22 protein-coding genes are annotated in these 23,097 nt (G+C 55.6%); 10 read left to right on the plus strand and 12 right to left on the minus strand.

Translation table 11 applies throughout. The features are described from left to right. Positions 1-52: 52 nt before the first annotated feature. From RBB76_RS06715 to RBB76_RS06745, 7 genes are all read right to left on the minus strand, one after another. A complete protein-coding gene (locus tag RBB76_RS06715; RefSeq protein WP_429628189.1) occupies positions 53-463 on the minus strand; it encodes a hypothetical protein in 411 nt (136 codons plus the stop codon). Beyond that, the gene (locus tag RBB76_RS06720) at positions 460-1,842 is read right to left on the minus strand and encodes an amidohydrolase family protein (protein WP_429628188.1); all 1,383 of its coding nucleotides are present in this window, start codon (positions 1,840-1,842) and stop codon (positions 460-462) included. Before RBB76_RS06720 ends, RBB76_RS06715 begins: the two co-directional genes overlap by 4 nt. Positions 1,843-1,954: 112 nt before the next feature. Then, positions 1,955-2,398: a hypothetical protein gene (locus RBB76_RS06725; protein ID WP_429628187.1), complete on the minus strand. Its 444-nt coding sequence runs from the start codon at positions 2,396-2,398 to the stop codon at positions 1,955-1,957. Between the two features lie 164 nt (positions 2,399-2,562). Further along, positions 2,563-3,234 (minus strand): hypothetical protein, encoded by a 672-nt coding sequence (locus RBB76_RS06730; protein WP_429628186.1) that lies wholly within the window; start codon positions 3,232-3,234, stop codon positions 2,563-2,565. 2 nt (positions 3,235-3,236) lie between these two features. Further along, on the minus strand, positions 3,237-3,872 hold the full coding sequence (locus RBB76_RS06735) for a hypothetical protein (protein ID WP_429628185.1): 636 nt from the start codon (positions 3,870-3,872) through the stop codon (positions 3,237-3,239). 2 nt (positions 3,873-3,874) lie between these two features. Then, the gene (locus tag RBB76_RS06740) at positions 3,875-4,180 is read right to left on the minus strand and encodes a helix-turn-helix transcriptional regulator (protein ID WP_429628184.1); all 306 of its coding nucleotides are present in this window, start codon (positions 4,178-4,180) and stop codon (positions 3,875-3,877) included. Further along, positions 4,177-4,413, minus strand: a complete 237-nt coding sequence (locus RBB76_RS06745) for a transcriptional regulator (protein ID WP_429628183.1) — start codon at positions 4,411-4,413, stop codon at positions 4,177-4,179. The genes RBB76_RS06740 and RBB76_RS06745 overlap by 4 nt, the downstream gene beginning before the upstream one ends. Positions 4,414-4,551: 138 nt before the next feature. Between RBB76_RS06745 and RBB76_RS06750 the strand changes: the two genes are divergently transcribed. The 3 genes from RBB76_RS06750 (at position 4,552) to RBB76_RS06760 (ending at position 7,014) form a co-directional block, all read left to right on the plus strand. Further along, positions 4,552-5,232, plus strand: a complete 681-nt coding sequence (locus tag RBB76_RS06750; RefSeq protein ID WP_429628182.1) for a hypothetical protein — start codon at positions 4,552-4,554, stop codon at positions 5,230-5,232. 113 nt (positions 5,233-5,345) lie between these two features. Beyond that, positions 5,346-6,035, plus strand: coding sequence for a hypothetical protein (locus tag RBB76_RS06755; RefSeq protein ID WP_429628181.1), 690 nt, complete (start codon positions 5,346-5,348; stop codon positions 6,033-6,035). Between the two features lie 106 nt (positions 6,036-6,141). Beyond that, positions 6,142-7,014: a helix-turn-helix domain-containing protein gene (locus RBB76_RS06760; RefSeq protein ID WP_429628180.1), complete on the plus strand. Its 873-nt coding sequence runs from the start codon at positions 6,142-6,144 to the stop codon at positions 7,012-7,014. A 212-nt stretch (positions 7,015-7,226) separates the two neighbouring features. Here RBB76_RS06760 and RBB76_RS06765 read toward each other — a convergent pair whose 3' ends face one another. Then, positions 7,227-9,302 (minus strand): SpoIIE family protein phosphatase, encoded by a 2,076-nt coding sequence (locus tag RBB76_RS06765; RefSeq protein WP_429628179.1) that lies wholly within the window; start codon positions 9,300-9,302, stop codon positions 7,227-7,229. Between the two features lie 131 nt (positions 9,303-9,433). Between RBB76_RS06765 and RBB76_RS06770 the strand changes: the two genes are divergently transcribed. Beyond that, positions 9,434-9,613 carry a hypothetical protein gene (locus RBB76_RS06770; protein WP_429628178.1) on the plus strand — a complete coding sequence of 60 codons (180 nt, stop codon included), beginning with the start codon at positions 9,434-9,436 and terminating at the stop codon, positions 9,611-9,613. Between the two features lie 77 nt (positions 9,614-9,690). Here RBB76_RS06770 and RBB76_RS06775 read toward each other — a convergent pair whose 3' ends face one another. Both RBB76_RS06775 and RBB76_RS06780 read right to left on the minus strand, forming a co-directional pair. Next, positions 9,691-12,453 (minus strand): protein kinase domain-containing protein, encoded by a 2,763-nt coding sequence (locus tag RBB76_RS06775; RefSeq protein WP_433963531.1) that lies wholly within the window; start codon positions 12,451-12,453, stop codon positions 9,691-9,693. Further along, a complete protein-coding gene (locus tag RBB76_RS06780) occupies positions 12,446-13,042 on the minus strand; it encodes a sigma-70 family RNA polymerase sigma factor (protein WP_429628176.1) in 597 nt (198 codons plus the stop codon). The genes RBB76_RS06775 and RBB76_RS06780 overlap by 8 nt, the downstream gene beginning before the upstream one ends. A 153-nt stretch (positions 13,043-13,195) precedes the next feature. Between RBB76_RS06780 and RBB76_RS06785 the strand changes: the two genes are divergently transcribed. Then, positions 13,196-13,645: a hypothetical protein gene (locus tag RBB76_RS06785; protein ID WP_429628175.1), complete on the plus strand. Its 450-nt coding sequence runs from the start codon at positions 13,196-13,198 to the stop codon at positions 13,643-13,645. An 834-nt stretch (positions 13,646-14,479) separates the two neighbouring features. Here the strand turns inward: RBB76_RS06785 and RBB76_RS06790 are convergent. Then, complete coding sequence (locus tag RBB76_RS06790; protein ID WP_429628174.1) at positions 14,480-14,839, minus strand: rhodanese-like domain-containing protein; 360 nt, start codon at positions 14,837-14,839, stop codon at positions 14,480-14,482. Positions 14,840-15,115: 276 nt separating this feature from the next. After that, on the minus strand, positions 15,116-16,558 hold the full coding sequence (locus tag RBB76_RS06795) for an efflux transporter outer membrane subunit (RefSeq protein ID WP_429628173.1): 1,443 nt from the start codon (positions 16,556-16,558) through the stop codon (positions 15,116-15,118). A gap of 237 nt (positions 16,559-16,795) precedes the next feature. On the opposite strand from RBB76_RS06795, the gene RBB76_RS06800 reads away from it, so the two are divergent. The 5 genes from RBB76_RS06800 (at position 16,796) to RBB76_RS06820 (ending at position 23,078) form a co-directional block, all read left to right on the plus strand. Beyond that, positions 16,796-17,344 carry a TetR/AcrR family transcriptional regulator gene (locus tag RBB76_RS06800; RefSeq protein ID WP_429628172.1) on the plus strand — a complete coding sequence of 183 codons (549 nt, stop codon included), beginning with the start codon at positions 16,796-16,798 and terminating at the stop codon, positions 17,342-17,344. Positions 17,345-17,414: 70 nt separating this feature from the next. Then, positions 17,415-18,506 (plus strand): efflux RND transporter periplasmic adaptor subunit, encoded by a 1,092-nt coding sequence (locus RBB76_RS06805; protein ID WP_429628170.1) that lies wholly within the window; start codon positions 17,415-17,417, stop codon positions 18,504-18,506. Then, a complete protein-coding gene (locus RBB76_RS06810) occupies positions 18,503-21,676 on the plus strand; it encodes an efflux RND transporter permease subunit (RefSeq protein ID WP_429628169.1) in 3,174 nt (1,057 codons plus the stop codon). Before RBB76_RS06805 ends, RBB76_RS06810 begins: the two co-directional genes overlap by 4 nt. A gap of 126 nt (positions 21,677-21,802) precedes the next feature. Continuing rightward, the gene (trxA, locus tag RBB76_RS06815) at positions 21,803-22,135 is read left to right on the plus strand and encodes a thioredoxin (RefSeq protein ID WP_429628168.1); all 333 of its coding nucleotides are present in this window, start codon (positions 21,803-21,805) and stop codon (positions 22,133-22,135) included. Positions 22,136-22,661: 526 nt separating this feature from the next. Continuing rightward, positions 22,662-23,078, plus strand: coding sequence for a hypothetical protein (locus RBB76_RS06820; protein ID WP_429628167.1), 417 nt, complete (start codon positions 22,662-22,664; stop codon positions 23,076-23,078). Positions 23,079-23,097 lie beyond the last annotated feature (19 nt).

The raw sequence follows: 23,097 nt of genomic DNA on the forward strand, positions 1-23,097 counted from the left end.
CAGCGGATTGGACAAACTGATAGAGGAAGATCGGTAGGGTTAGCTCTGAGTTCTATTGCGAGCTTGCACTCTTCGTTCGGGCAGCTGAAGTGCTGGGGCTGTTCAAATTCCCTTGTAGACGAAGGAAGCAAGCGATATTTGCCGGAGGATCGAATCGACCGTCGCCATCTGTGGTGACGATTTTGACTGGCATTTGCTGCTTTGCCGAAAGATAGCTCCGAAGCTCGACTTTTGAGGTCTTCAAGGGCGCTCCAGCCTGATCAACCACCCGGCCAGAGATGCGTACGGGGATGCTCAGTTGAAGATTGGACTTAACGTGTTCAGCCTTCTCGCAAAAATTGGGGTCTGAGGTGCCAATTTGGACGACCTGACCGAGCAAAAATGGCGGGTTTATCGCAGCAATCGCGAAGACTGACAGGACGAAAAGATAACTATGCACCGGCAGAGTTATTTTCAATGTCAATGTCTAGTCTCCAACTTTGCAGCTTCCAACAGACCTAAAATCGCAGCATGATCGAAGTATTGGCCATGCAGCCACACTGCCTCAATCTGAGTCGTGTTGTGAATGTCGGCAAGCGGATCGGCACGGAGCAGGACCAGATCGGCGCTCTTGCCCGCTTCAACGCTTCCCAACTCAGATGTCCGATGCAGAAAGCGAGCAGGATTGATCGTTGCGGTTTGCAGGGCGGCGAGCGGCGAGAGGCCTGAATCGACCATGAGCGCTAGCTCGTCATGAAGGCTGAAACCCGGTAAGCAATAGGGATTCATCGCATCCGTCCCCGCCAGGAGCGGTACGCCAGCCCTGTACAGGCCGCCCACAATCTTTTCCTCCACCCCGAAGATCCCCCGCGCCATTTGGTAGTCCGAATTGTTCCAGCGCCTGATCTGCGGCTGTGTTCTTTCGTCCCATCTGCTTCTTGACCTACGACCAACGTAAACCAATCGGGGATCTGAGGTCATCTTGGAGTCGTCCAGCCTTCCCCACATGCGATTTACAGTCAGAGTCGGTACCTGCCAGGTATCGTTTTGACGAAATTCCGCGAAGAGAGCCTGGCATTTTGCCTGGTCGAAGCTGCGATAGCCTTCAGCCTCAACCCTGAGCCGATCGAGGAAGAAGCGTGCATGTTCGACCGCGGCGGTCAGATTCTCCTGTTTGCTCGAACAGGCCAGGGCAATCCCCGTAAGGTGTTCGATCGAGCGCTGACCGGCCGCTGAGGCCTCCTGTGCTGTCACGGTCTCCGGAACATGGCCTTCAAAGTCGATGTGCTGCAGCTTCGCCTCATCCGCCAAAGCAAAGTAAGCGTCGCGTGGAACTCCGTCATATACCTTGACGAAATCTGCCCCGCCAGCTTTGATCTCATCGACTGTGCGGCGCGCATCCGCAGGCTTCTTGACGACGATCGAGCCGGGCCACATTGGAGATCTGCCGTCGACTATTGCGCTTGCCAAATAAATAAAGGGCGAGGGTTTCTTTTCGGAGAGCTCAACTCGTAGAGCTGCCGTGTCCCGCTCCCCGGCCATCATGCGAACTCCCGTTACGCCGTTCGCAATGTAAAGGGGCAGCTCGCCCGTCTCATGAACGTGGACATGCATGTCCCATAAGCCAGGAATGAGAAAGCCTCCGTGGGCATCGACCGCACCCGGAGATGCGCCATCTGCAGGCTCTGTCGACGCGACAGAGAGGATTCGGCCTCCTTGAAGCTTGACAGTCTGTTCCTTGGCCTCTTCGCCCGTCACTACGTTGATGACGGTGACGTGTTGGATCAGGGTCACAGGTGAGGAGAAGTCCTGGGCAAGAATTCCAGAAGCCGAGAAGGCCAGCGTCAATAGTAGTCGCTTCACCCGTCCTCCTAAAAGTGTCATTCATCAGCAGAATTAGAACGACGCCCCTGATAGCCTCTCGCTGTTCTGTGCCCTTTGGCTATGAAAAAGGCCTTTTATATAGAGGCATTTACTAGAGTGGATTATTCTCCAGGAATTCCCAAGGGCGCACGAAAAGTACGAGCTCTCCTGGAACAGAGGTGCCAGTAGTCTTCCTGCATCGGTTTGGCTTTGCGACCGGCTGCACTATCCCCCTTAATAAAATTTCGCTCACCTTGAAGTCATTGTGAACCAATCCGCCTGGCTCATCGGCGCAGGCGACGTAGAGCTTTGTGTTGTGAGTAAAGATCGTGGAGTCCTTCGAGATGCTTATGGCTGCAACGCCGTTTTGATCCGTTTGGACAGCAATCTTTCGGTAGCCGGGCGAAACTTCAAGTCCAACTTTAGTGAGCTTCAAAGGGTTTCCATTCAGCCCGTTGAGGAGCTTGATGCGAATCACGGTTTGTGGTTGTTGTGCAACGGTGACAGAGACGCCCAAAACAAACGAAGCTATGCTGAACAGCAAGTTCCGAGTCATGGTTGCCTCCCTTTCTACCACCGTCTGCAAGATGCATGCGCGACAAGCAAAACATCACTTAAGCAATTGTCTCGGCCACTCTTACCTAAGTCAAACCCTTCCAAAACTTATGGTACACAGAAGCCTCAGGCAGCGACGTCAGCAGCAGCTGCGCTCTGGCGTCGTTACGCTTTCTTCTCGATGAGCTCCATCTCCCCGGAACCTTCGCGCGGGTCCGGCTCCTCCCAAAGCACAATTGCCTTTGGAAGCGTAATCGCCATGACGACGAGCTGGAGTAACAGGGCCACAACATCCTGCGTCTTCGTCAGGCGGTCTGATTGGTTTGAATAAACAGCTGCCATGCTTGTCATATAGGTGCCCAGCAAAACCAGTGTTCTCCGCGACGCTCGGTCCCGCTCGCCGGCCTCGCGCTCATCCGGAAGCCAGGGACGATGCTCACGGCTTCCGCTCCGCGGCATCAGGTATGTCCCGACACGATATTTCTTTAGAAGATCCTCTTGTTGTTCCGCTGTGCTCCCCTCAAATCCTGTTGTCCCATACCTGTATCGTGCCCACTCATCCAGGCTGCCAATCATTAACATTTCTGCAGGCGACTGCTTCGGCACATAGAAAGTTTTTACGAGGGTGCCGTCACGAAAAACACCTAGAAAGACCAGCACAAACGACATCACCCACATCACCCAATATGGATGTCCGAAGGCATCCCATATTTGTGCTTGGATCGACAGCATCGCCACAGCAAGGACCGTATATGACGCCACCACAGCGACTCGCCGTCGCCAACGTGCCTGCATATCGATTCCGATGAACCGGAGGTTCTTTGCATCGTTCAGCATGGCTATACCTTTGGCCCACCCATCACCAAATGCGGCTCTCCGAGAGGGTTCGGCATCATCCACACGCGAATCAGCTCGGGCAATGACAGCACCACGATGACGAGTCCAGTAGAGGCGAGCGCGCTGAATAGCACTCCGGTGCGCGCCTGCCCGATCGGCATGAACAAACCTACTGCCCACCACACCAAGACCAGCCCCGGCAAGCCGGGTCGAAGTAGCCGATACGCATGTCCCTCCGCGTCCCGCTGCATCGCTGCTTCTCGCTCATCTTGCACTTTTCCTTCAGCCTCGAGTTCGTGACGCATCTGGTGCTTCACCCGGTCCTTCTCCATCTCGGTAAGTTCCCCAAACGTCTTCCCGTAAGACCATCTTGCCCGGTCCTCTTCCGTTGCCACGGAAGACATGCGACGTATGAGTCGCAACAGGAATAGTCCCAGACCCAAAGCCAGCAGGCAGTCAAGCGCTGCCCCCATTCCGTAAAGGCGGCTGCTGTCCCTTAGCGAAGAAAGATTGAAGATTCCAATTAGGAAGAAGCCCACTGGGCCAACTGTCGATAGAACCACGAGCCAGGGCCATTGTCTTCGAGTTCGCGTCTTCCTCGGCTGCTTTGAAATGAAGCCTGCCTTCGGTTCAGTCATAGCTATGCCTCCCTTTTCTCCAGCATGTACACCTGTTCGCTCAGCGGCCGAAATGGATCCGGAGAAAACACCGCCTCCACCGGGAGTTTGAAGAACCGGCTAATTTTGAACGCCAGTTCCAGGGACGGCGTGTAGTCGCCTCGCTCCAGAAATCCGATCGTTTGGGTATTGACGCTCACTGCCTGTGCCAGTGCCTGACGGCTCAACGAACGTTCGGAACGAAGTACGGCAATGCGGTTATAAAGCATGAGTTCCTTAGGAAGAACACTATATTGCTTATACGAAACACGCAAGCTGCCTTTATTCATCTGCTGATCCCGCAGCCTCGATTCACTGCACCGGCATGCAGTCCTAAGCGCGCCCGGCCATCCAGGCACCGTGTACCCGTAGAAGGCGTGCTCGCAACCTCTACTTGAGAAGAGAAGAGGACGAGTTGTACAGACAGATTGCCTCGTGTGAGTTTCGTGGCGCGCTTCAGGAAAAGGAAGTCTGCCTCTTCGCATGTCGAGAGAACGGTGAGGATTGCAAGCGTGCCAACCATAAACCTAGCTTAGGTGCTCACTTATGCGACGATGACGAACGAAATAGAATTGCGCGATGCGAGATGATCTCAGCGCGGAAGCCGAACAAGATGGGGTCACCTAGAGCGTTGTGTCGTGGAATATATTTGAGGGCAGCGATGAACAAGAAGACCATTTCTGTGATGATCGTGATTGCCTGCAGCATTCTTCTTTCCAGGAGCGCGGCATCTCAGGGTGCCAGCACCGCGAGGTCGGAAACCCCGAACGATCTCGCATGGGCTCGTGCGTTTGCCTCGCCGGAAAAGAAGGATGGGGATAACAAGTGGGATCCACATTTTCGCGCGTTGATGCGAGGTTCGTTTCCTCAACGACAGAGCTTCTGGCGGGATCATGGGAAATTCCCATCCGTACCGGAGTTGGTGGAGGAGTTTATCGGCGTCCCCGGAGGCGTGTCGGTCGATGAGGACCGTTACGTGACAATGGATGGATGCGTACCCCATGCGTGTAGTGCGCGCGGCATGGTTTGGATTGATACGCGTGGAAGCGGCAAGCCCCTTGTGATCTTCGTCGCGCCCGAAGATGTGAGCACAGCGAATTCGGAAAAACGCGCCCCTCAGCATCTTTGGCTTTATGCCAGTGATCAACTGAATTGGCAGAAGATGCCCCCCGAGTTTGTGACAAGTCTGGCACGCTGGTACGAAGCCTATCAGGCGACCTGGGCCAAGTATTACCGGATGAATGTGCTCATGCTGACGCTGGTCGAGCCAAGCGGTCTGACTTACGATCTTTCGCCTACCCTGTTTGCGCTCGATAGCCATACGGACGGAGCAGCGCGTTGACGAGTTTGCCGCTCGTGTCGTTCGATGCGCGCGGCATCTTCAACCACCTCACCGGCGGCCCTTCAACGGCAACATTTGTGGGTTGATGGTTTTTCACCTGTATGGCGATAGTGATGTTAGTCATATCTCTCGCTGGATTCATACCCGCACTTGTGAATCCTGTCGGACGGCGTGCACCTCTTACATTCCTCGCCGCAACGCATGGCATCGTATTCTTGGCTTGGCTTCTTCTCTTCCTCACTCAGAGCTTGCTGGTTGCTAAAGGTAATGTTCGCTGGCATCGGGCACTTGGCTTTACTTCAATCGGCCTGCTCGCATTGATGATCCCCTTGGGCTTCGAAACTACTGCTGCCATGGTGCGGCGTGGCTTCGATCTGAGCGGGGATCAACACATCGTTCAACACGCTGATGGCGCCGCATCTCTTGACGTATACCAAGCATCAATTTTCAACTTCGGCGGCCTGCTCCTCTTCGCTTCCCTCGCCGTAGCCGCAATCTATTATCGGCGGCGACCAGAGATCCACAAACGCTTCATACTTTATGCAAACATCTCGCTGATGGGCGCGCCGATCACACATCTCATCGGTCACAACCCGCCGCTGGTGCTCACCCCTCCTGCAGTCTTAGTGCCCATCTTCATCTTGCTCTTAACCGGTCTTGCGAGAGACTACATACTGGCAGGGCGGATTCATCCCCTCACAGTCCTTCTGGCTGTCGGCAGTTTCGCATCTTTTCCGATGTGGGGAGCCCTCATTGGACCGAGCCCGGCATGGCACAGATTCGCCGCCTGGATCTCCCAATAGCTAATTTTCGAATCTTTACAGAGACCGTTCGCCAATTGTCTGGCACAATACCGTCAAGCGTCCTTCCCAGCGGCCCTTAACGCTATCCGGCGAAAGGATTCGGTCTATGCATCGGAGCCAGTTTTCAACGCCTGGGCGGGGCCTTGAACAATCTATTCGCTTCTACATCCAGCGTAAAGCTTGGATTGCTGGCCCAACCGTGGTGCATCCCATCCCTGCTCGTCCTACACCGATGATCGTGTTTGACTTTGACGATCCGACCGATGTCTTCCTCTATCAAAAACAGGCTATAGTGAGATCCCCTTTGACTGTTGTTGTAGGGCCTCAGACGTATCGACGGCTGGAAATGCGACTGCGCGGAGCCCTCGATACATTTGTGATTGCTTTTCAGCCAGACGGAATGCACCGGCTGTTCTCCATCCCCATGCGTGAACTGACGAACCTTGACTTTGAGGCGCATTCAGTCCTGGGAAGCTTCATTTCAAGACTCGGGGAACGGCTTGGCAACTTAAGATCCTTCACAGAGCGTGTGCACATCGTAGAGGAAGCGTTGTTGCCGCTGGCCGTTGCATCGACTTGCTTCGACGGTGTCTCTGCTGCGGCCAATGGGATCATCATCGCTGGAGGACGCGCGGGTATCGCCACTCTCGCCTTGAATGCGGGATTAAGCATGCGCCAGTTTGAGCGGAGATTTACTCAACAGGTCGGTATGCGTCCCAAACTGTTCGCGAGAATCGCGAGGTTTGAAGCGGCCCTCGAGAATAAGGCACGTTTCGACAGTAAGTCGTGGACAGAAGTCGCGCACGAATATGGATATTACGACCAGATGCATATGATTCATGACTTCGCCGAGTTTACGGGTGAAACCCCCGCAAAAACCCTGGCCCAGCTTGAGAGAGTCTTTGTTGAACAGATTAGGACAATCCGGTCTCTCGGCTCTTCGAAAGCAATTGACAGTAATTCGCGGTTAATTCTCTAGCGGTTTAAAACCTTCATTTCATAGTTCAGCCAAGGGAAAAATGCTCTTTCCACAATTCAGCGACAGGATGCCTTCGGTCACCTGACCCGAAATCGCCGAGTCACTCATTGAGTGTGGCTGTCGCCTCAATGAGTGACTCGGCCTGTTGGCAGACAATGGACGACGAAACGCGCTTGATCGTTTAGTAAACATAAACCGCTATCTCTTAGCGTTCAGGCGGTCGCTATTTGCCTGTTGAAGCGGAACAGAGCTGCTTCCGCTGGCTCATGCGCCCCCAACCGGCTGATCGACAGCACTGTAATGTCGTCATCCTGTCCGAAGGCGCACGCTGTCGCCGCAATCTCGTCCGCTGTCGATTTTTTTTGAACCAACTCCTGCGTTCGGTCGAATCCGAATAGCTCGCCGGTTGCACTCCGTGCTTCGACGATCCCGTCGGTATACAGCATCAGTGTCTGGCCTTCCTCCACCCGGAATGTGACCTCTTCATAGTCGGCGTCCTCTACCAGACCGAGCGGTAGCGAGCCACTCGCGGCCGACACCTCGACTCCATCGCGAAGCGGCGCAAAGTGTCCTGCGTTCGCCACAGTCGCATCGCCGTTGGTTTGGATCCGCAAGACGACGCAGGTTGCAAAGCCGTTCTGCATACGGCCTCGCAGCCTGCGGTTCAGGCCGTCCAATATCTCCGCCGGACTTTGCGTGTAATCCACCAGCGTCCGTATGGTGCCCACGATCAGCGATACGGTCATCGCCGCCTTGAGCCCCTTGCCGCTCACGTCTCCCAGCACCACCACCGCGCCACCGTCAGGCTGCGATATCACCTGAAAGAAATCTCCGCCTACCTCTGCCGCAGGTTTATACACGCTGGCAATCGCGTAACCCGGAACCGCCGGGACCGTCTCCGGCACCAGCACACGCTGCACCTCCCGAGCCGACTTCACCTCCTGTTCTATCTGCTCCTGCCGTGCACGCTCTTTGATCTGGTGCCGCCCTACTGTCGCGACCAGGACGACGAACAACAGCGTATCTATAACGAACTGTGGGTTGATCACGTAAATCCCTACATGCATGATCAGCCTGGTCATGTGATCCTGCAGGAAGGTAGAGTGGGTGAAGCGAACGCCCTGTGTCCTGATCTGATCCGTAAAGGCGTATACCCCTGCCACAAAGACAGTGAACGCCAAGGGCAACAACTCGACTCGCCGGCGCAGCAGGCCAACCGAGACAATGATCAGCATGTAAAGCGGCGTAAAGCAGAAGATGAGCGTGAAGATTCCGTCGATCCACTGCATGCCCGGACCTGCATCCCACCAAAAAAAGAACATCCCACCATCCCCCAGTTGGGATACCAAGTACACCACGATCAAACCGATCGTCCATCTTCGCCACAGCCTATCCTTCCAAAACCCGAACAGAGACAACAAGATGAGCCACAAAGAGCCGTCCCGGGCGCAGTTCAAAGACTCCGTCGCCAGCTCGAGCACGGGATAATAGACGCCATAGCGCACGATATTTAAGAAGACCATCCCAAGCAAAGCCGCGCTCAGAAGGTAGATGGAAAGCCAGAGGTAGAGCTTTTCCTGGCGATCCTTGATAAACAGCAAAAGCGCGAAGATGCCGCTGACAAAGGTGACTGCGGACATGAGGAGCGTAAGCAAATGATGCCGCTCACTCCGATCCATGCGCGCGGCAATTCGCGTTGTCAAAACAGTCGTATCGCCAATAACCGGGGCTCCGTTGAGGCCGCCCATGTCGCCGGGATCAATCGTTGAAAGTGCACTCTTCCATACTCGAATCGCCAGTGTGCCCCGGGCATTCCCTTCGCCATTAACAGACAGCGGATAGACAGCCTCATGCCCGTACACCCACCAGTCTTCAGGCGGCTCGACTTTACCATAGCCGCCGATCTGCTCGCCGTTCCAGAAGATTTCGTAAGCGTCATCGACTGGCGGCACCAGGATCGCCAGTTTGCTGCCTGCCCCGCTGATGTCGATCTGTTTGCGATACCACGCCCAACCGGTGTGCCCTGGATGGGTCTGCGAGCCCCACGTCTCGTCTCCCCGCAATCGCTCCCACCCAGAGTCATCGTAACCCGGCTGCGCCCACGCGAGCTTTTCCCCGGTCACCGGGCTATCGGAAGTATGGAACTCCCAAAGACCATCCACCGCGACCGACCCGGTACCCGGATCATGCGCTGCAAAGACCTGAGGAGACGGCGCCTGTGCCCATATACCAGTTGGAACCATCGACAACCAGCACAACACCAAGCACGCAGCTTTTGCTCGCAACATCAAGGACACCCTTTTCTCGTTTCAAGGCACATGAAATGGAATTGTATGTCCTCCGAGCATACGCCCTCGACAGGTTGCAGCAAGAGCATCGAAGCCAACCAAGATACCGTTTGATCCCGGACCCGAGCGAAATGCGCGAACCGGAAATTGCTAAAATGCGGTTCCCATCCCTTTCTTACAACTCGGGAAGCACAGGTTCACTTCTCGAGGAACGCCAAATCGCCGAGTCACTTATCGAGCGGGGCTGTTACCTCAATGAGCGCATCGGCGATTTATCGCTCATCGAGAACGGCTGGAGCTTTGGTGAATGACTGACTCGACGACGCATTTGGTAGAGATTCGCTATTTAACGACGGATAAGTCGCCGGTAACAAACCGAAGAACATCACTAACGCAATGGAATGCGGTAAAGGTTGCGATGGACACTCTGGCTCATCCATGCATGTTGCGTGGAGGTTGGAGCAGGAATGATTAACTTATCAAGGATGGTCTCAGCACCTCTCATAGTCGCCAGCTGATTGGTTGGGTCAAGGTCAAGCCCGTTGGGGGGCAGCGAGGGCATGCCGCCACTGGGCGCAACCGGCAGAAGAACCGTTCTGTTGGGCTCCGTTGTGTCGACGTGAATCGCAAGAACCTTACCATCATCGCCCCACATTGCAAAGCAGACCGTGTGGCAGATCGTCACTGGAGTGGCTCCACTCAGCGGAGCTGCAACTGTCTCAGAATAAGCCCCACCTTTGGGGGCAGCTTGATAAAGAATCACCCACCGTGCGTCCGGCGAGACGCCGATGAATCCAAGAATCTCGGTTGGGAGCACTCTCACCCTTTCGCTTCCGTCCTCTTTCATGCGGTATAGAAAATTTGATCCCCGTTCGGCAGCGCGAAAGTAAATGTCACCGTTTTGATCGAAATTCGGCTCGTCCTCCTCGACAAGGGAGGGAAATTGCCGCGGCGATGAGCCAAGATCCAGATCGGCAATCCAGAGATGCGTACGGCCCCGCGGGTCGACCGCGGAAAACACCACTCGCTTTTCATCCGGAGACAAGGCGTAACCGCTGACCGGAAACCCGGGCAGCAAATGCTCGTTAGCGCCAGTCTCCAGGTTCACCCGATAGAGCTCTCCGTTGACGCGAGAAATCTCTCCGCTGACATACTGGTGGCCAGCCGCCCCATGAACCGGGACCACATAAAAAAGATATCGGCCGTCCTGAGAAAACTGCGGGCCCTCCGCATAATTTGCCGAGGAGACCTGCCGATCTCCTTTCGCGTCGTGCAGCATGATCGTGCTCTGTGCCTGCCCCACCGAGGTGATCAGCGATCGGCCATCCGGAGCCATCGCGATGCCTTCTTCCTCGGTCGCGCCGGAAGTCAGCTGTTGGGGCACCCCGTCGGGAAAGCGTTGCCGCCAGATGTGGAAACGGCCACCCGCGTCGGAACTGAAATACATCCAGGCGCCATCGGGAGACCAGGCCATGTAAGTGCATCCGCCGCCTGCGGGACCGACAATGCGACCCGTTGAGCTGCCGTCGAATGGAACCAGACGACAAGGCTGCCATCCGCCGTTGTCCATCTCCACCACCAGCACCCATTTATGGTCGGGGGATATCGCCGAGCGATGTGCCATGCCTCTCTCCCTGCGAGGCACGTAGATGTCACGGCTGTTTTCACGATTTTCACCGGCGGTCGCGAGCGCCATATGAATGCCCATGCGGATATAAGAGAAAAGAATGGTCTTTTCGTCGATCCAGCTCAGGCCTTCGGCGTTGGCCAGCATCAGCCGGGACCCGCCGCCCAGCACCGGAACCACCCACGTGTCCCAGGCAACACCGGGGGCGGCGGTGAAAGCGATGCGCGATCCGTCGGGAGAAAATTCCGGGCTCATCTTATTCAGATTGTCGTGGGTCAATGGGACCGGTTCGCCATTGGGGAGGAGCTTCACGTAAACCTGGCCATGCCCGTAGAAGGTTTCAGGGCCGCGAATAAAAGTCAGCATGCGACCGTCGGATGAAATAGCCGGGGAGACGACGGAATCAGCAAAATCGGTGAGCGGCGTCCACTCGGCCTCAGTCGCGATGGGGGCCGATGATCTTCTCGTCAAGTAGAAATACACTCCGCCGGCGATAGCGGCAATCGCCAACACCACACCCCCATACAGCCAGGCTCGGGAGACGCTCTCAATACCCTTGCCGAAGGCAAATGTAAGCTCCCTCCGGCTTACGCCGGCAGTGATATTAGCCAGCTCCGTTTCCAGTTCTACAGCCGATTGCCAGCGGTGTGCGGGATCTTCTTCCAAACATCGACTTACAATTCTTTCCAGCTTTGCAGACGGAAGACGCTTTCGCATCGACCCGCTTCGTGCACCGGTCAGCATTTCATAGAGGACACAGCCGAACGAATAGATGTCCGAGCGCGCATCGGCCGGCCACCCCTGCCTTTGCTCGGGCGCCATATAGGCGGGCGTGCCCATCACCATCTGGCGGGCTGTGAGGGATTCATCCTGAACGGACTTCGCCAAGCCAAAATCCAGAACCTTCACTCCGGATTTCGCGATCATGATGTTTCCCGGCTTAAGATCGCGATGAACGATGCCCTTGGCATGTGCTTCCGCCAGTGCGGAGGCAATCTGCCCACCATATCGCACCACCATTTCGAGAGGCACGGGACCGTGTTTGATCCGGGCGGCAAGCGTTTCGCCTTCTACCAGTTCCATCACCAGATAATTAGGTCCGACATCATGAAGCGTGCAGATATTGGGATGATTCAACGATGAGATCGCGCGCGCCTCGCGTTCGAAACGGGAACTGAACTGTTCATGAGCGATCTTGATCGCCACGGAACGGCCCAATCGCGTGTCTACCGCCCCGAAAACCTGGCCCATGCCTCCCTCGCCGAGTTTGCCCTCGATACGGTATGGTCCAAGGATGGCGCCGGCCATCAGTTCGGCGACAGGTGAATCCTCGAGCAGGTGTGTGGCGTTCTGGATGGCAGGCCGCTCGATAAAGTCGCCATCGATTGCTTCTACCAGCAGCGATTCCACTTCGCGGCGCACTTCAGGATCGGCCTGCGCCAATATCGCGGCGCGCTCATTGGCAGTTGCTTCGCGAGCCGCGTGGTAAAGCTCTTCAATTTGTCGGAAGCGCTCCTTAGTCATGGCCGGGGTTACGATCGTCCCTTACAGTATGGCTCAACTCTCGATGCAGCCACGCCTTGGCGAAATTCCAGTCGCGCCTGACCGTGCGAGGAGAGATTGTGAGCGCCATGACGATTTCCTCTTCGGTCAATCCGCCAAAGTATCGCAACTCGACCACCTTGGCCTGCCGCGGAGCCAAAAGCGAGAACGCCGTTAGCGCGTCGTCCAGGGCAAGAATTGACCGGTCCGGGGCCGGTAACAAGACGGCGGTCTCGTCCAGGTTAACTTTGTTGGCTTCTCCGCCGCGTTTCTGCGAACCGCGGGCGCGGGCTGCGTCCACCAGGATACGCCGCATCATCCGCGCCGCAATCGCAAAAAACTGTGCACGCGCCTGCCATTCGACCTTGGACACATCGATCAGGCGAAGGTAGACCTCGTGCACAATAGCGGTGGCCTGCAGAGTGTGGCCCAGGCCTTCGTTCCTCATGTAACGACGCGCCATCAGGCGCAATTCAGGATAGACGTACTCCGCCAACCGGCCCAGGGCTGCTTCATCACCACCGCCCCAGGCCTTTAGCAGTTGGGTGATTTCTCCAGAGCGTTCGTCCATGGATAACCTCGCTCCCCCCAGGCAAAAGAAATATACCAAAGCGTGGCCGCTTTTGCCTGTCACTTCCGCCAGTACAAACGAGGGGAGAAGAGGCGGTCAGGCCGATTCTTCTCCCTGAATCGAGTCAATCTACGAAATGCAAAGGAGATTATCATGAAACTCAACGCCATCGCTCTCACAACCGCCGCATTCACCGTACTTGCCCTGGGTTTTGCACCCAACGCGAAGGCTGACTGCTCTGAGGCTACGCTGAAGGGCCACTTCGCTTACACCTCCATCGGACCTATTGTTGCTAACGCACCCGCCTCCATACTTGGACCGTCCGCCGAGGTTGGTGTGCAATACTTCGACGGGAGAGGCGGCGTCAGCTTCAAATACAATGCGAGCACAAACGGCAGTATAGGCCCTGGAACCGGAACGGGCGCTTATACGGTAAGTGACGATTGCACGGGCACTTTCACCGAAACCTCCGAAGGATTTACCTCGCACTTTTCCTTCGTGATCGATGAGAACGGAGTCGGATTTCAAGGTATCTGTCAAGACACGGGCGTCGTCGTCACACGGTCTGGACGAAGGCAATTCCTGGGTGGCGATTGGAAGTGATGAAGACTTTCTGGTCTTCCCCGATTGAGGATTGAGGGACCGATGAACGTACGGGTTGGCGCTAGCGCACTACGTCGTAGTTGGTCGACAGACAATGCAACTTCGATCGACCAGCTACGACTCAGACGTGAGCGCCACAACCTTTACAGCGGGTTGGGTGTAACTTGAGGTTGATCCTTTTCTGGCTGGTCCCGCCTATCGGCTCGCGGGCTTTTGCTTTCAAGTGCCGATATCAGGCCGAGTCACTCATCGAACCTCGCCGGGGTGTTCGGGCACTAATCGTGGAAGTCTGAGACGTGGAACTTGCCATTAGCGTACGATTTTTTTTGGGTGCGCCGTGCTAAGGCACGTTTCTCAGCGGGTGCGAATCCCGCCCGGCAAGGTCGCTCCAGCCGGTAGCAATCGGAGCAGCCGTGGCAACGAAGCGGCTGATCCTCCTTTGTAGGATCATCTAACTGACTTGGCAAGTATGCAGCCCGTAACGTGAGCGAACGCTGAGCAGGCCTCGAAAGTCGCAACGCGGAAGCCGACCCGCCCAAAAATCGGGGAAGGCTGCCATCGTGGGGGAAGAGAGCGAAATGTGCACTCTGCGATTCCGCCGGGGTATTGGGAGCACGGTTCGGATAATGAGGCACCGGCAGACGAAAGGGCCGGACACAGATACGCCAGACCTAAACAACTGCGTCACATCTCGACTCTACACGTTTGGTGTAGTACCCCCTGATAGCAGCGAACATCGCGCCCAGGGCCTTAGCGTACATAAATTTCCTTTCTTGAGATGACCCTATGGGGCCTCGTCACGCGACCGCGCACGACCAGCGGTGGCCCAAACTGCTACTGGACGTCAAGACGAAATGGCTTGTCATAGGGGGCTACGGGGTACCCTTTCTGTTTCCATGCTTCAAGCCCGCCTGCCAGCATCTTCACTCTCAAGAACTCCATCTTCAGGGCGGTTTCTAATACGATTCCGCTGGTGTCCTCACCTGGACAGGTGCAATAGAGCACGTAGTCTTGATCTTTAGAGAGCATGTCGGGATTTGCTACGATCTCTCTCGGAGAGATTCTCTGTGCGCCTGGAATTATCTCTGTGTGCACAAGGAAGTCGAGAGGCAAGCGCAGATCCACAACCGCGGGTTTCTGGTCTGAGTCCAGCAAGTCATGCAAGGTCTCAGGGGTGATCGTGTGACTGAGCATCTCTCGTCGTCTAGCTCTACGTCGCATCCAAATGATCCCAGAGACCACCGCTAATGAGCCGACTGCAATAAGAAACACAGGTTCAAACATAGCAATTCCTCCCATGACAAACTTTGCGCAAATGATTGGATGAACAGCTCCCCAACTCAGATCCATGCTTCGCAGCGCCTTCCGAATTACCGGGTTCCCGACGGTGCCTAATAGAGCTTTGATTGGCGGCTTTCAGTCTGCGCTTCAGCGTGAACATAAGGATGCACCTCAAGAGACTTGTCGGTCTTACGGCTGCCATCCCCCGCCGAGGGCGCGGAAAGACCCTACTGCTGCGCGGGCGGCACCCTCACGACTGACTGCCAACTCGTCTTTTGCGGCAAGTAGTTGTCGATCTGCGTCTAGTACATCGGTGAGGCCAATGACGCCGGCGTTGTATGATTCCTGCGAGCGGTCACGTACCCGCTGCAGTTGTGCTATCTCCAAGAGCAGCTCCGAACGGCGGTTCTCAGACTGCGCTAGGAGAGTGAATGCGTCTTCAACATCCTCAGCGGCATGAAGAACAGAGCTCCGGTAGCGCAATAGGGCCTCAGCATTCGCTCCGCGGGCTTGCTTGACTTCTGCATCCACCCTGCCGAAATCGAATAATCTCCAACGAAGACCTGCGACGCCGATCGATTGAAACCCTTGCTGCTCAAACAGATGAGCGGGTGCGAGTGCCTCAGAGCCGACGATGCCCGACAGCGAAAGCTTCGGGTAATATTCCGCGAGCGACTGGCCAATTCGGGCATTTGAAGCAGCTACCTCGCGTTCGGCTGCAATGATGTCAGGCCGTCGGCGCAAGAGATCCATAGGGGCGGCAGTATTCGGAATGCTCGGCACCACGGGAATGTCTGCCACCACTTTGAGGTCGGCAGCATAGGTTCCAGGTTGCGCTCCCATCAGGACATCGAGACGATTGAGCTCCGACTCAAGGACTGTATCGAGCAATGGAATCGTTGCCTTTGCACCAGAGAGCAGGGCCTCTGCTTGCGCAAGTTCCCGATCGGACGCAACGCCTGCATCTTTTCGTTGGCGCACGAGATCCACGAGGTGTTGATCGGTCTCGATCTGCTCATGCGCGAAACTCAACCTCGCTTGCGCACCTCTGATCTGCAAGTAAGCATCTGCGGCTTCAGCCGCAATTGAAATGCGTGTACCCGTACGCATAGCCTCCGCCGCCTGCGCCTCTGCAGTGGCTGCTTCCGCACCTCTTCTCAAGCTCCCGAAGAGATCGGTCTCCCAACTGGCCGCAATGCCGAGATCATAGTAGTTTTGATCGCGTTGATATCCCGGGATGACAGGGGATATGCGACCGAATGGGCTCTCCAATGATTGTCGAAGGGAAGTAGTCGAAGCGGATAAGCTACCGGCGGGCAGCCTTGCCGCACCAGCCCCTTTTGCAACGGCTCGTGCCTGCTGAACACGGGTCAGCGCTGCCGCCAGATCAAGGTTTTCGGCCAAAGTCCGTTCCACTACCTCTGTGAGCTTCGGATCTTGGAATCCGACCCACCATTGATCGAGTGACGGTGCGGGTGGGGCGTCGGTCCTCGCCTCAATCGACGGGGCGTTATGGAAGGGCTGCAACTGGACAGACGGCGCATGGTAGTTGGGGCCGACCCGGCAGCCACTGATTGCCGCAGTCAGAGTGAGGGCTAACCCCAGCCGGACCGCAAAACTGACAGCCGCCACGTGCTGGCGGCTGAACTCACTGCTGCGGGGAAACTTGCTTTCTAGTTGACGAGAATGATCGCGGCTATTCATTGTTAGTGAAGAGTATTGGAAATCATCACACATTGTCAATAAACTGTATGCTTAAGCTGGCCAACTAATTTGGTCAAAACTATGGAAAGCTCTGAATCTGAATCCACTATGAGTCAAAATACTAGCCACCGCACTTCGTTCGAACTTGGTCGACGCGAGGCCATTTTGCAGGCTGCCAGTGAGCATGTTCGCCATTACGGTTACCAAAAAACGACCGTCGCAGACATCGCAAAAACCATCCAGCTCTCCCCTGCTTACCTGTACCACTTCTTTGATTCAAAACAGGCAATCGGAGAAGCCGTGTGTACCTTGATGCTTGAGGATCTAATCAAGAATTTGGCGAACATGTTGGCCCAGATAGACTCACCGGGGGACTGTATCATGTTTATTATTAGCAATATAGCTACAGCCTCTACAAGTATGTTTCTCGAGGATCGAAAGATGCATGATCTCATCGCTCTGTCATTTCGAGAGAAGTGGGCCTCAACGGAAAGATACCGTTCCGACCTCCTAAAAATCGTTCGCGAGGTGGTGATTCGCGGACGCGAAATAGGCGAATTTGAAAGGAACACGCCCCTCGATGAGACCTGCGAGGCAATTCACTACACCATGGAACCTTTCTACTATCCGATTCTTGTTCAACAGAATCCGCGAGAACTGCCGGAGGAGGCCGTCGCTGTGGCAAAGCTAGTGCGAAGATCGCTAATTTTATGATGAATGACGAATTGACAAACTCATCACTTGTGTATAGATTCGCCTTCAGGAGCATCAGGAGAGTCAACCAGTGAGGAATTTTCAATTCAACGTTACAGCCCTGGCCCTTGCCGCATATGTAATCGGCCTTGCCGGTTGCAACCACAAGGTCGAAGCCGATCCACGAACCGAGCCCGAATTAGTCCGGGTCGCAGAGGTGGTGGTCTCATCCGGCTCCACTCGTTCATTTACCGGCGTCGTTACCGCGCGTGTCCAAAGCAACTTGGGTTTCCGAATTCCCGGAAAGATCACAAAGCGTCTCGTAGATACCGGTCAATTTGTCCGCGCCGGTCAGCTTTTGATGACCATCGACCAGACCGATTACTCGCATGCGATTACCGCAAGGAACGAGACGGTCGCCGCAGCGAAGGCTAGAGCTGAAGAAGCTGCCGCAGATGAGGCTCGCTACCGCGGGTTGGTGAAGACGGGAGCGATCTCAGCCTCCACCTATGACCAAGTGAAGGCAGCTTCTGATGCTGCTCAGGCCGAACTGCAGGCCGCGCAGGCGCAAGCCCATGTCGCACAGGACGAAGGCGACTACTCAAAACTCACCGCAGATGCTGACGGAACTGTCGTCGAAACAATGGGCGAACCAGGACAGGTGGTAGCCGCCGGTCAGACCGTCGTGCGTCTCGCACATGCCGGCCCACGCGAAGCGGCAATAAACCTCCCAGAAACCGTACGCCCAAAGCTGGGAACCGCTGCGAATGCATCGGTGTATGGCCAAACAAGTGGGGTAACCGCCCGGCTGAGACAACTCTCTGACGCCGCTGATCCTCTCACGCGGACATTCGAGGCTCGCTATGTACTGGGGGGCCCTGGCGCGAATGCACCTCTCGGCGCAACGGTCACGGTGCGACTCGACGGCGGAAGCGAGGACCTGTATTCAGTTCCCATCGCTTCCATCATAGATTTGGGTCAAGGCACCGGCGTTTGGGAGTTGAACACTCAAACTAACACCGTCGCCTTCCATCCTGTTCACATACATAATCTGACCGAAGAGGAAGCGATTCTGACAGATGGCGTGCATTCGGGCGAGAAGATCATCGCGCTTGGGGTCCATCTTCTTCACGACGGAGAACGTGTTCGCGTAGAGGAAGTTCGCGCGGAGGTTAAACGATGAACCTTCACGACAAAGAGCACAGCGAGTTCCATGTTCACGACACGACTGGACCCGAGTTCCGGGAGAAAGTCACCGAGTCGTTCCTCAATCTTTCAGCGATAGCGGTACGCGAAAAAGCCGTCACGTTCTTCTTGCTTCTTGCCGTAATCGGAGCCGGAGTCTTTGCGTTCTTTCAGCTTGGCCGAGCTGAAGACCCCACGTTTACCGTGAAAGTTTTCACAGTCGCCGCCGTTTGGCCGGGTGCGACCGCACAAGAGATGCAGTATCTAGTCGCAGAACCGCTCGAGAAGCGAATGCAGGAACTCCGGACCTACGATCGGGTAGAGACGTTTACACGTCCCGGCCTGGCCCTCATGAAGGTATCCCTGAAGGACAGCATGAACCCCAAGGAGGTTCCTGAGGAGTTTTACCAGGCTCGTAAGAAACTAGGGGACGAAGCACATAAGCTGCCACAGGGCACGTATGGCCCGTTCATCAATGACGAATATTCGGACGTCACCTTTGCACTCTATTCCGTAGAAGCACATGGTCTACCTTTGCGCACGCTGACGCGTGAAGCAGAAACGCTGCGCCAACGACTGTTGCAGGTGCCTGGTGTAAAGAAGATCGATATTGTTGGTGAGCGTCCCGAACGCATCTTCGTTGAGTTCTCCTATGCGCGGCTGGCGACGCTCGGCGTCAGTCCACAGCAGATCTTCGACGCACTCGTGAAGCAGAATGCTGTGACACCGTCCGGCTCGGTCGATACAAAGGACCAGCAGGTCTTCATCCGATTGGACGGTGCGCTCAACGACTTACAAAAAATTCGGGACACACCGATCGTAGCGGGCGGACGCACATTGACGTTATCCGACATCGCTGAGGTGAAGCGCGGATACGAAGATCCTACGACCTTCATGATCCGGCACAACGGCGAGGATTCCCTCGTCCTCAGCATCGTGATGAAGGAAGCCTGGAATGGCCTTGATCTCGGCAAGGCACTCGAAGCGGAGCAGAAGAAGATTTCGACGGAACTCCCTGCCGGTATGGTTTTCAGCAAGGTCACGGATCAGGCTGTAAACATCCGTGAGGCCTATGACGAATTCATGCTCAAGTTCTGTGTCGCGCTTGCGGTCGTCATGATTGTGAGCTTGATCAGTCTTGGCTGGCGCGTGGGTATTGTGGTCGCTGCAGCCGTCCCCCTTGTACTTGCTGCTGTATTCGTGGTCATGTTTGCTACCGGCCGCGTTTTTGACCGCGTGACGCTCGGTGCACTCATCCTTGCTCTAGGACTACTTGTCGACGACGCCATCATTGTTATCGAAAGCATGGTTGTCAAGATGGAAGAGGGCTGGGACCGCGTTCAGGCGGCCGGGTATTCCTGGGGTCACACGGCCGCACCCCGTCTTGCAGGAGCTCTTGTGACCGCCATCGGACTTATGCCCGTAGGTTTCGGTAAGTCTACGGCAGGCGAGTATGCGGGAAATATCTTCTGGGTTGTAGCGTTCGCCCTGCTGGTGTCGTGGTTAGTGGCGGCGACGTTTACACCGTACCTCGGCGTAACTCTTCTTCCGAACGTAACGCCCATCGCGGGAGGGCACGAGGCCATCTATTCGACCCCCGGTTACCAAAAACTCCGCAGGCTCGTGGCTGGTGCAGTCAAGTTAAAGTTCCTCGTAGCGGGCATTGTGGTGGCTATCCTGGTGGCATCTTTCGTTGGCATGGGCTTCGTGCGACAGCAATTTTTCCCTGCCTCCGACCGTCCCGAGATGCTGGTTGAAGTCACCTTGCCTCAGGGCAGCAGCATTGAAACCACGAGCGGGGCAAGTGCCAAGGTGGAAAACTGGCTTCGTAAGCAGCCGGAAGCAAAGATCGTGACTGCGTACATCGGTGGAGGCGCACCAAGGTTTTTTCTCTCTTACAACCCTGAGCTCCCCAACCCAAACTTTTCAAAGATCATCGTTCTGACACCGGATGAAAAGCAGCGTGACGCCCTGAAACTTCGTCTGCAGCAACAAGTCGCAGCAGGCATCGCGCCTGAAGCCAGAATCCGCGCTTCGCAACTGGTCTTTGGTCCGTACACGCCCTGGCCGGTCGAGTTTCGCGTGATGGGACCTGATGTCGAAAAGGTTCGCGACATAGCAGCACAGGTCAAACAGGTTATGGTGGCCAGTCCGAACACGCGGCAAGCCAATGAAGATTGGGGAGAAAAGGCTCCCACTGTTCATTTTGTCCTCGATCAAGACCGTCTACATCTCCTCGGCTTGACCTCAAGCGACGCTGGTCTTCAGATCCAGTTCCTGCTCACTGGAATTCCAGTGTCGCAGGTTAGGGAAGACATCAGAACCGTCGATATCGTAGCTAGGAGTGCTGGAGCGGATCGTCTCGATCCAAGCCGACTGCAAGATATGACCATCATCAGCCACGATGGGAAGCTAATCCCAATCAGCCAGATCGGACACGTAGAAGTCCGGCAGGAGGAACCCATCCTGAAGCGTCGCGACCGGCTCACGACGATTACCGTGGAGTGCGACATCGCCGAGGGGCTCCAGCCTCCACAGGTATCGGGTGAACTGCTGAAGTCCATTCAGCCGATCATTGCCAAACTGCCATCGGGCTACAAAATTGAAGTTGGCGGCAACATCGAGGAGTCCAACAAGGCAAATGTCGCCCTCGCCAGCGTCTTCCCAATCATGATCATCCTGACGCTTACCGTAATCATGCTGCAGGTCAGATCGTTCTCCGCAATGTTCATGGTGGTGTTGACAGCCCCACTCGGGCTTGCTGGTACGGTGCCGACGTTGCTTCTATTCCATCAGCCCTTTGGCTTCAATGCCATCCTCGGACTGATCGCTTTGGCGGGAATCATCATGCGCAATACCCTCATCCTGATCGGCCAAATCAAATCCAATCAGGAAGAAGAGGGCATGAACAGCTACGATGCCGTGGTCGAGGCAACGGTGCAACGCGCAAGGCCGGTACTGCTCACAGCTCTCGCGGCTGTTCTCGCTTTCATTCCTCTCACGTTCTCCGTCTTCTGGGGTTCAATGGCATACACCCTGATTGGCGGTACTTTCGTCGGCACGGTTTTGACGCTCTCGTTCCTTCCAGCTCTCTATTCGATCTGGTATGGCGTCAAGCCGAATTCTGTAACGGCGAACAAGGGAGAAGTTCTCTTAGCGGAGGCATAACGCTCAGGCCAGCGGCGGGATCTCCCCATCCTGTTGCCGGCCTCATGCTCGGGACGGATAACAAAAGCTGCACTGGATCGAGCACACCCACCACGCAAGTAGCAGCGAAAGCAACGAGGAGTAACCATGGCAGAAAAGCATATTACCGATGTCACCGACGGCACGTTTCAACTGGATGTTCTGGAATCGGAACAGCCGGTATTGGTTGACTTTTGGGCAACATGGTGTGGCCCGTGCAAAACACTCGCTCCGGCAGTGGAAGAGATTGCTGCTGAATTCGATGGCAGGCTCAAGGTCATGAAGTTAGATGTCGATCAAAACAGCGCAACGGCTAGCCGGTTTGCCATCCGCGGCATCCCGGCACTATTGCTCTTCAAGGGCGGGAAAGAAGTTGAACGCATCGTTGGCCTGGTACCCAAGGCCACGATTAGCGAAACGGTGTTGAAGCAGATGAACTAGCACATTTTGGAGTGATCGATCAATTTGGGCCCGGCCTAACGGCCGGGCCTCTCTCTATGCGATCTGTGAAGAACACCACGAACATGTTAGGGATGTTCAGCGAAATGGCACTACCGGGAGCCCTAACGGCGAACGCGAGCATTTTGAACACTGGCTTTCTTGAAGCTAGTCAAACCTCCAGCAGATGTCGTCCCCGATAGGGAAAGTCGCGTTAGTAATTGGGGGAACCCGCGGCGTCGGTGCAGCCGTATCGATTGCCTTTGCTCACGCCGGTGCGGACGTGGCTGTTACCTAATCTGCTTCGCAGGCAAGAGCAAGGGAGCACGTTGAAATCCTAGAAAGGCTCGGGGCAATCGTGCAACGGCAATCAAACACGATCCTGGGATACTAAGCAAGCTGCATCACTCCTCCGGGACGTGACAAGGGCGTTCAAACACCTCGACATCCTGATTCATACTTCATCCTTCGCGAATTACGGGAAACTATCGACGACCGACAATCAACAATTAACAATCGGACACTAGATTTGCAATGGCAGATGAATGTTCAAGGCTACATTGCTTTGGTACGCTCTGCTGTTCTGAACCTGCGCCCCGGCGATCGCATCATTGCCTTGACCTCTTCGTTGGCCCAAAGGGTGGGAATCGTGGGAGCTGCTGATTACGCAGGAACAAACGCGGCAGTGCTGGGCTATACCAAGGGGGTTCGCCAGAGACCTCGCAGGCCGCAAGATCACTGCGAATGTGGTCTTGGCTGGCACCTTGAAGTTCGAGACCCGAAAACGCGTAAAGGCCACCTGAGCGGCTTCTACGCCCAAGAAGACATCTATGAAGAGGCCGTAACAACGGATGACGTGGTCAGGGCTGTTATGTTCTTGGTCTCGCCCTCTGCCGGTTCAATTACCCGGAAGGCTCTGGACGTTACTGGGGGAGAGCTTGCCTGAACGCGCCTGAATAGCTGTT

The organism is Tunturiibacter psychrotolerans, assembly GCF_051013365.1.
Classification (GTDB): domain Bacteria; phylum Acidobacteriota; class Terriglobia; order Terriglobales; family Acidobacteriaceae; genus Edaphobacter; species Edaphobacter psychrotolerans_A.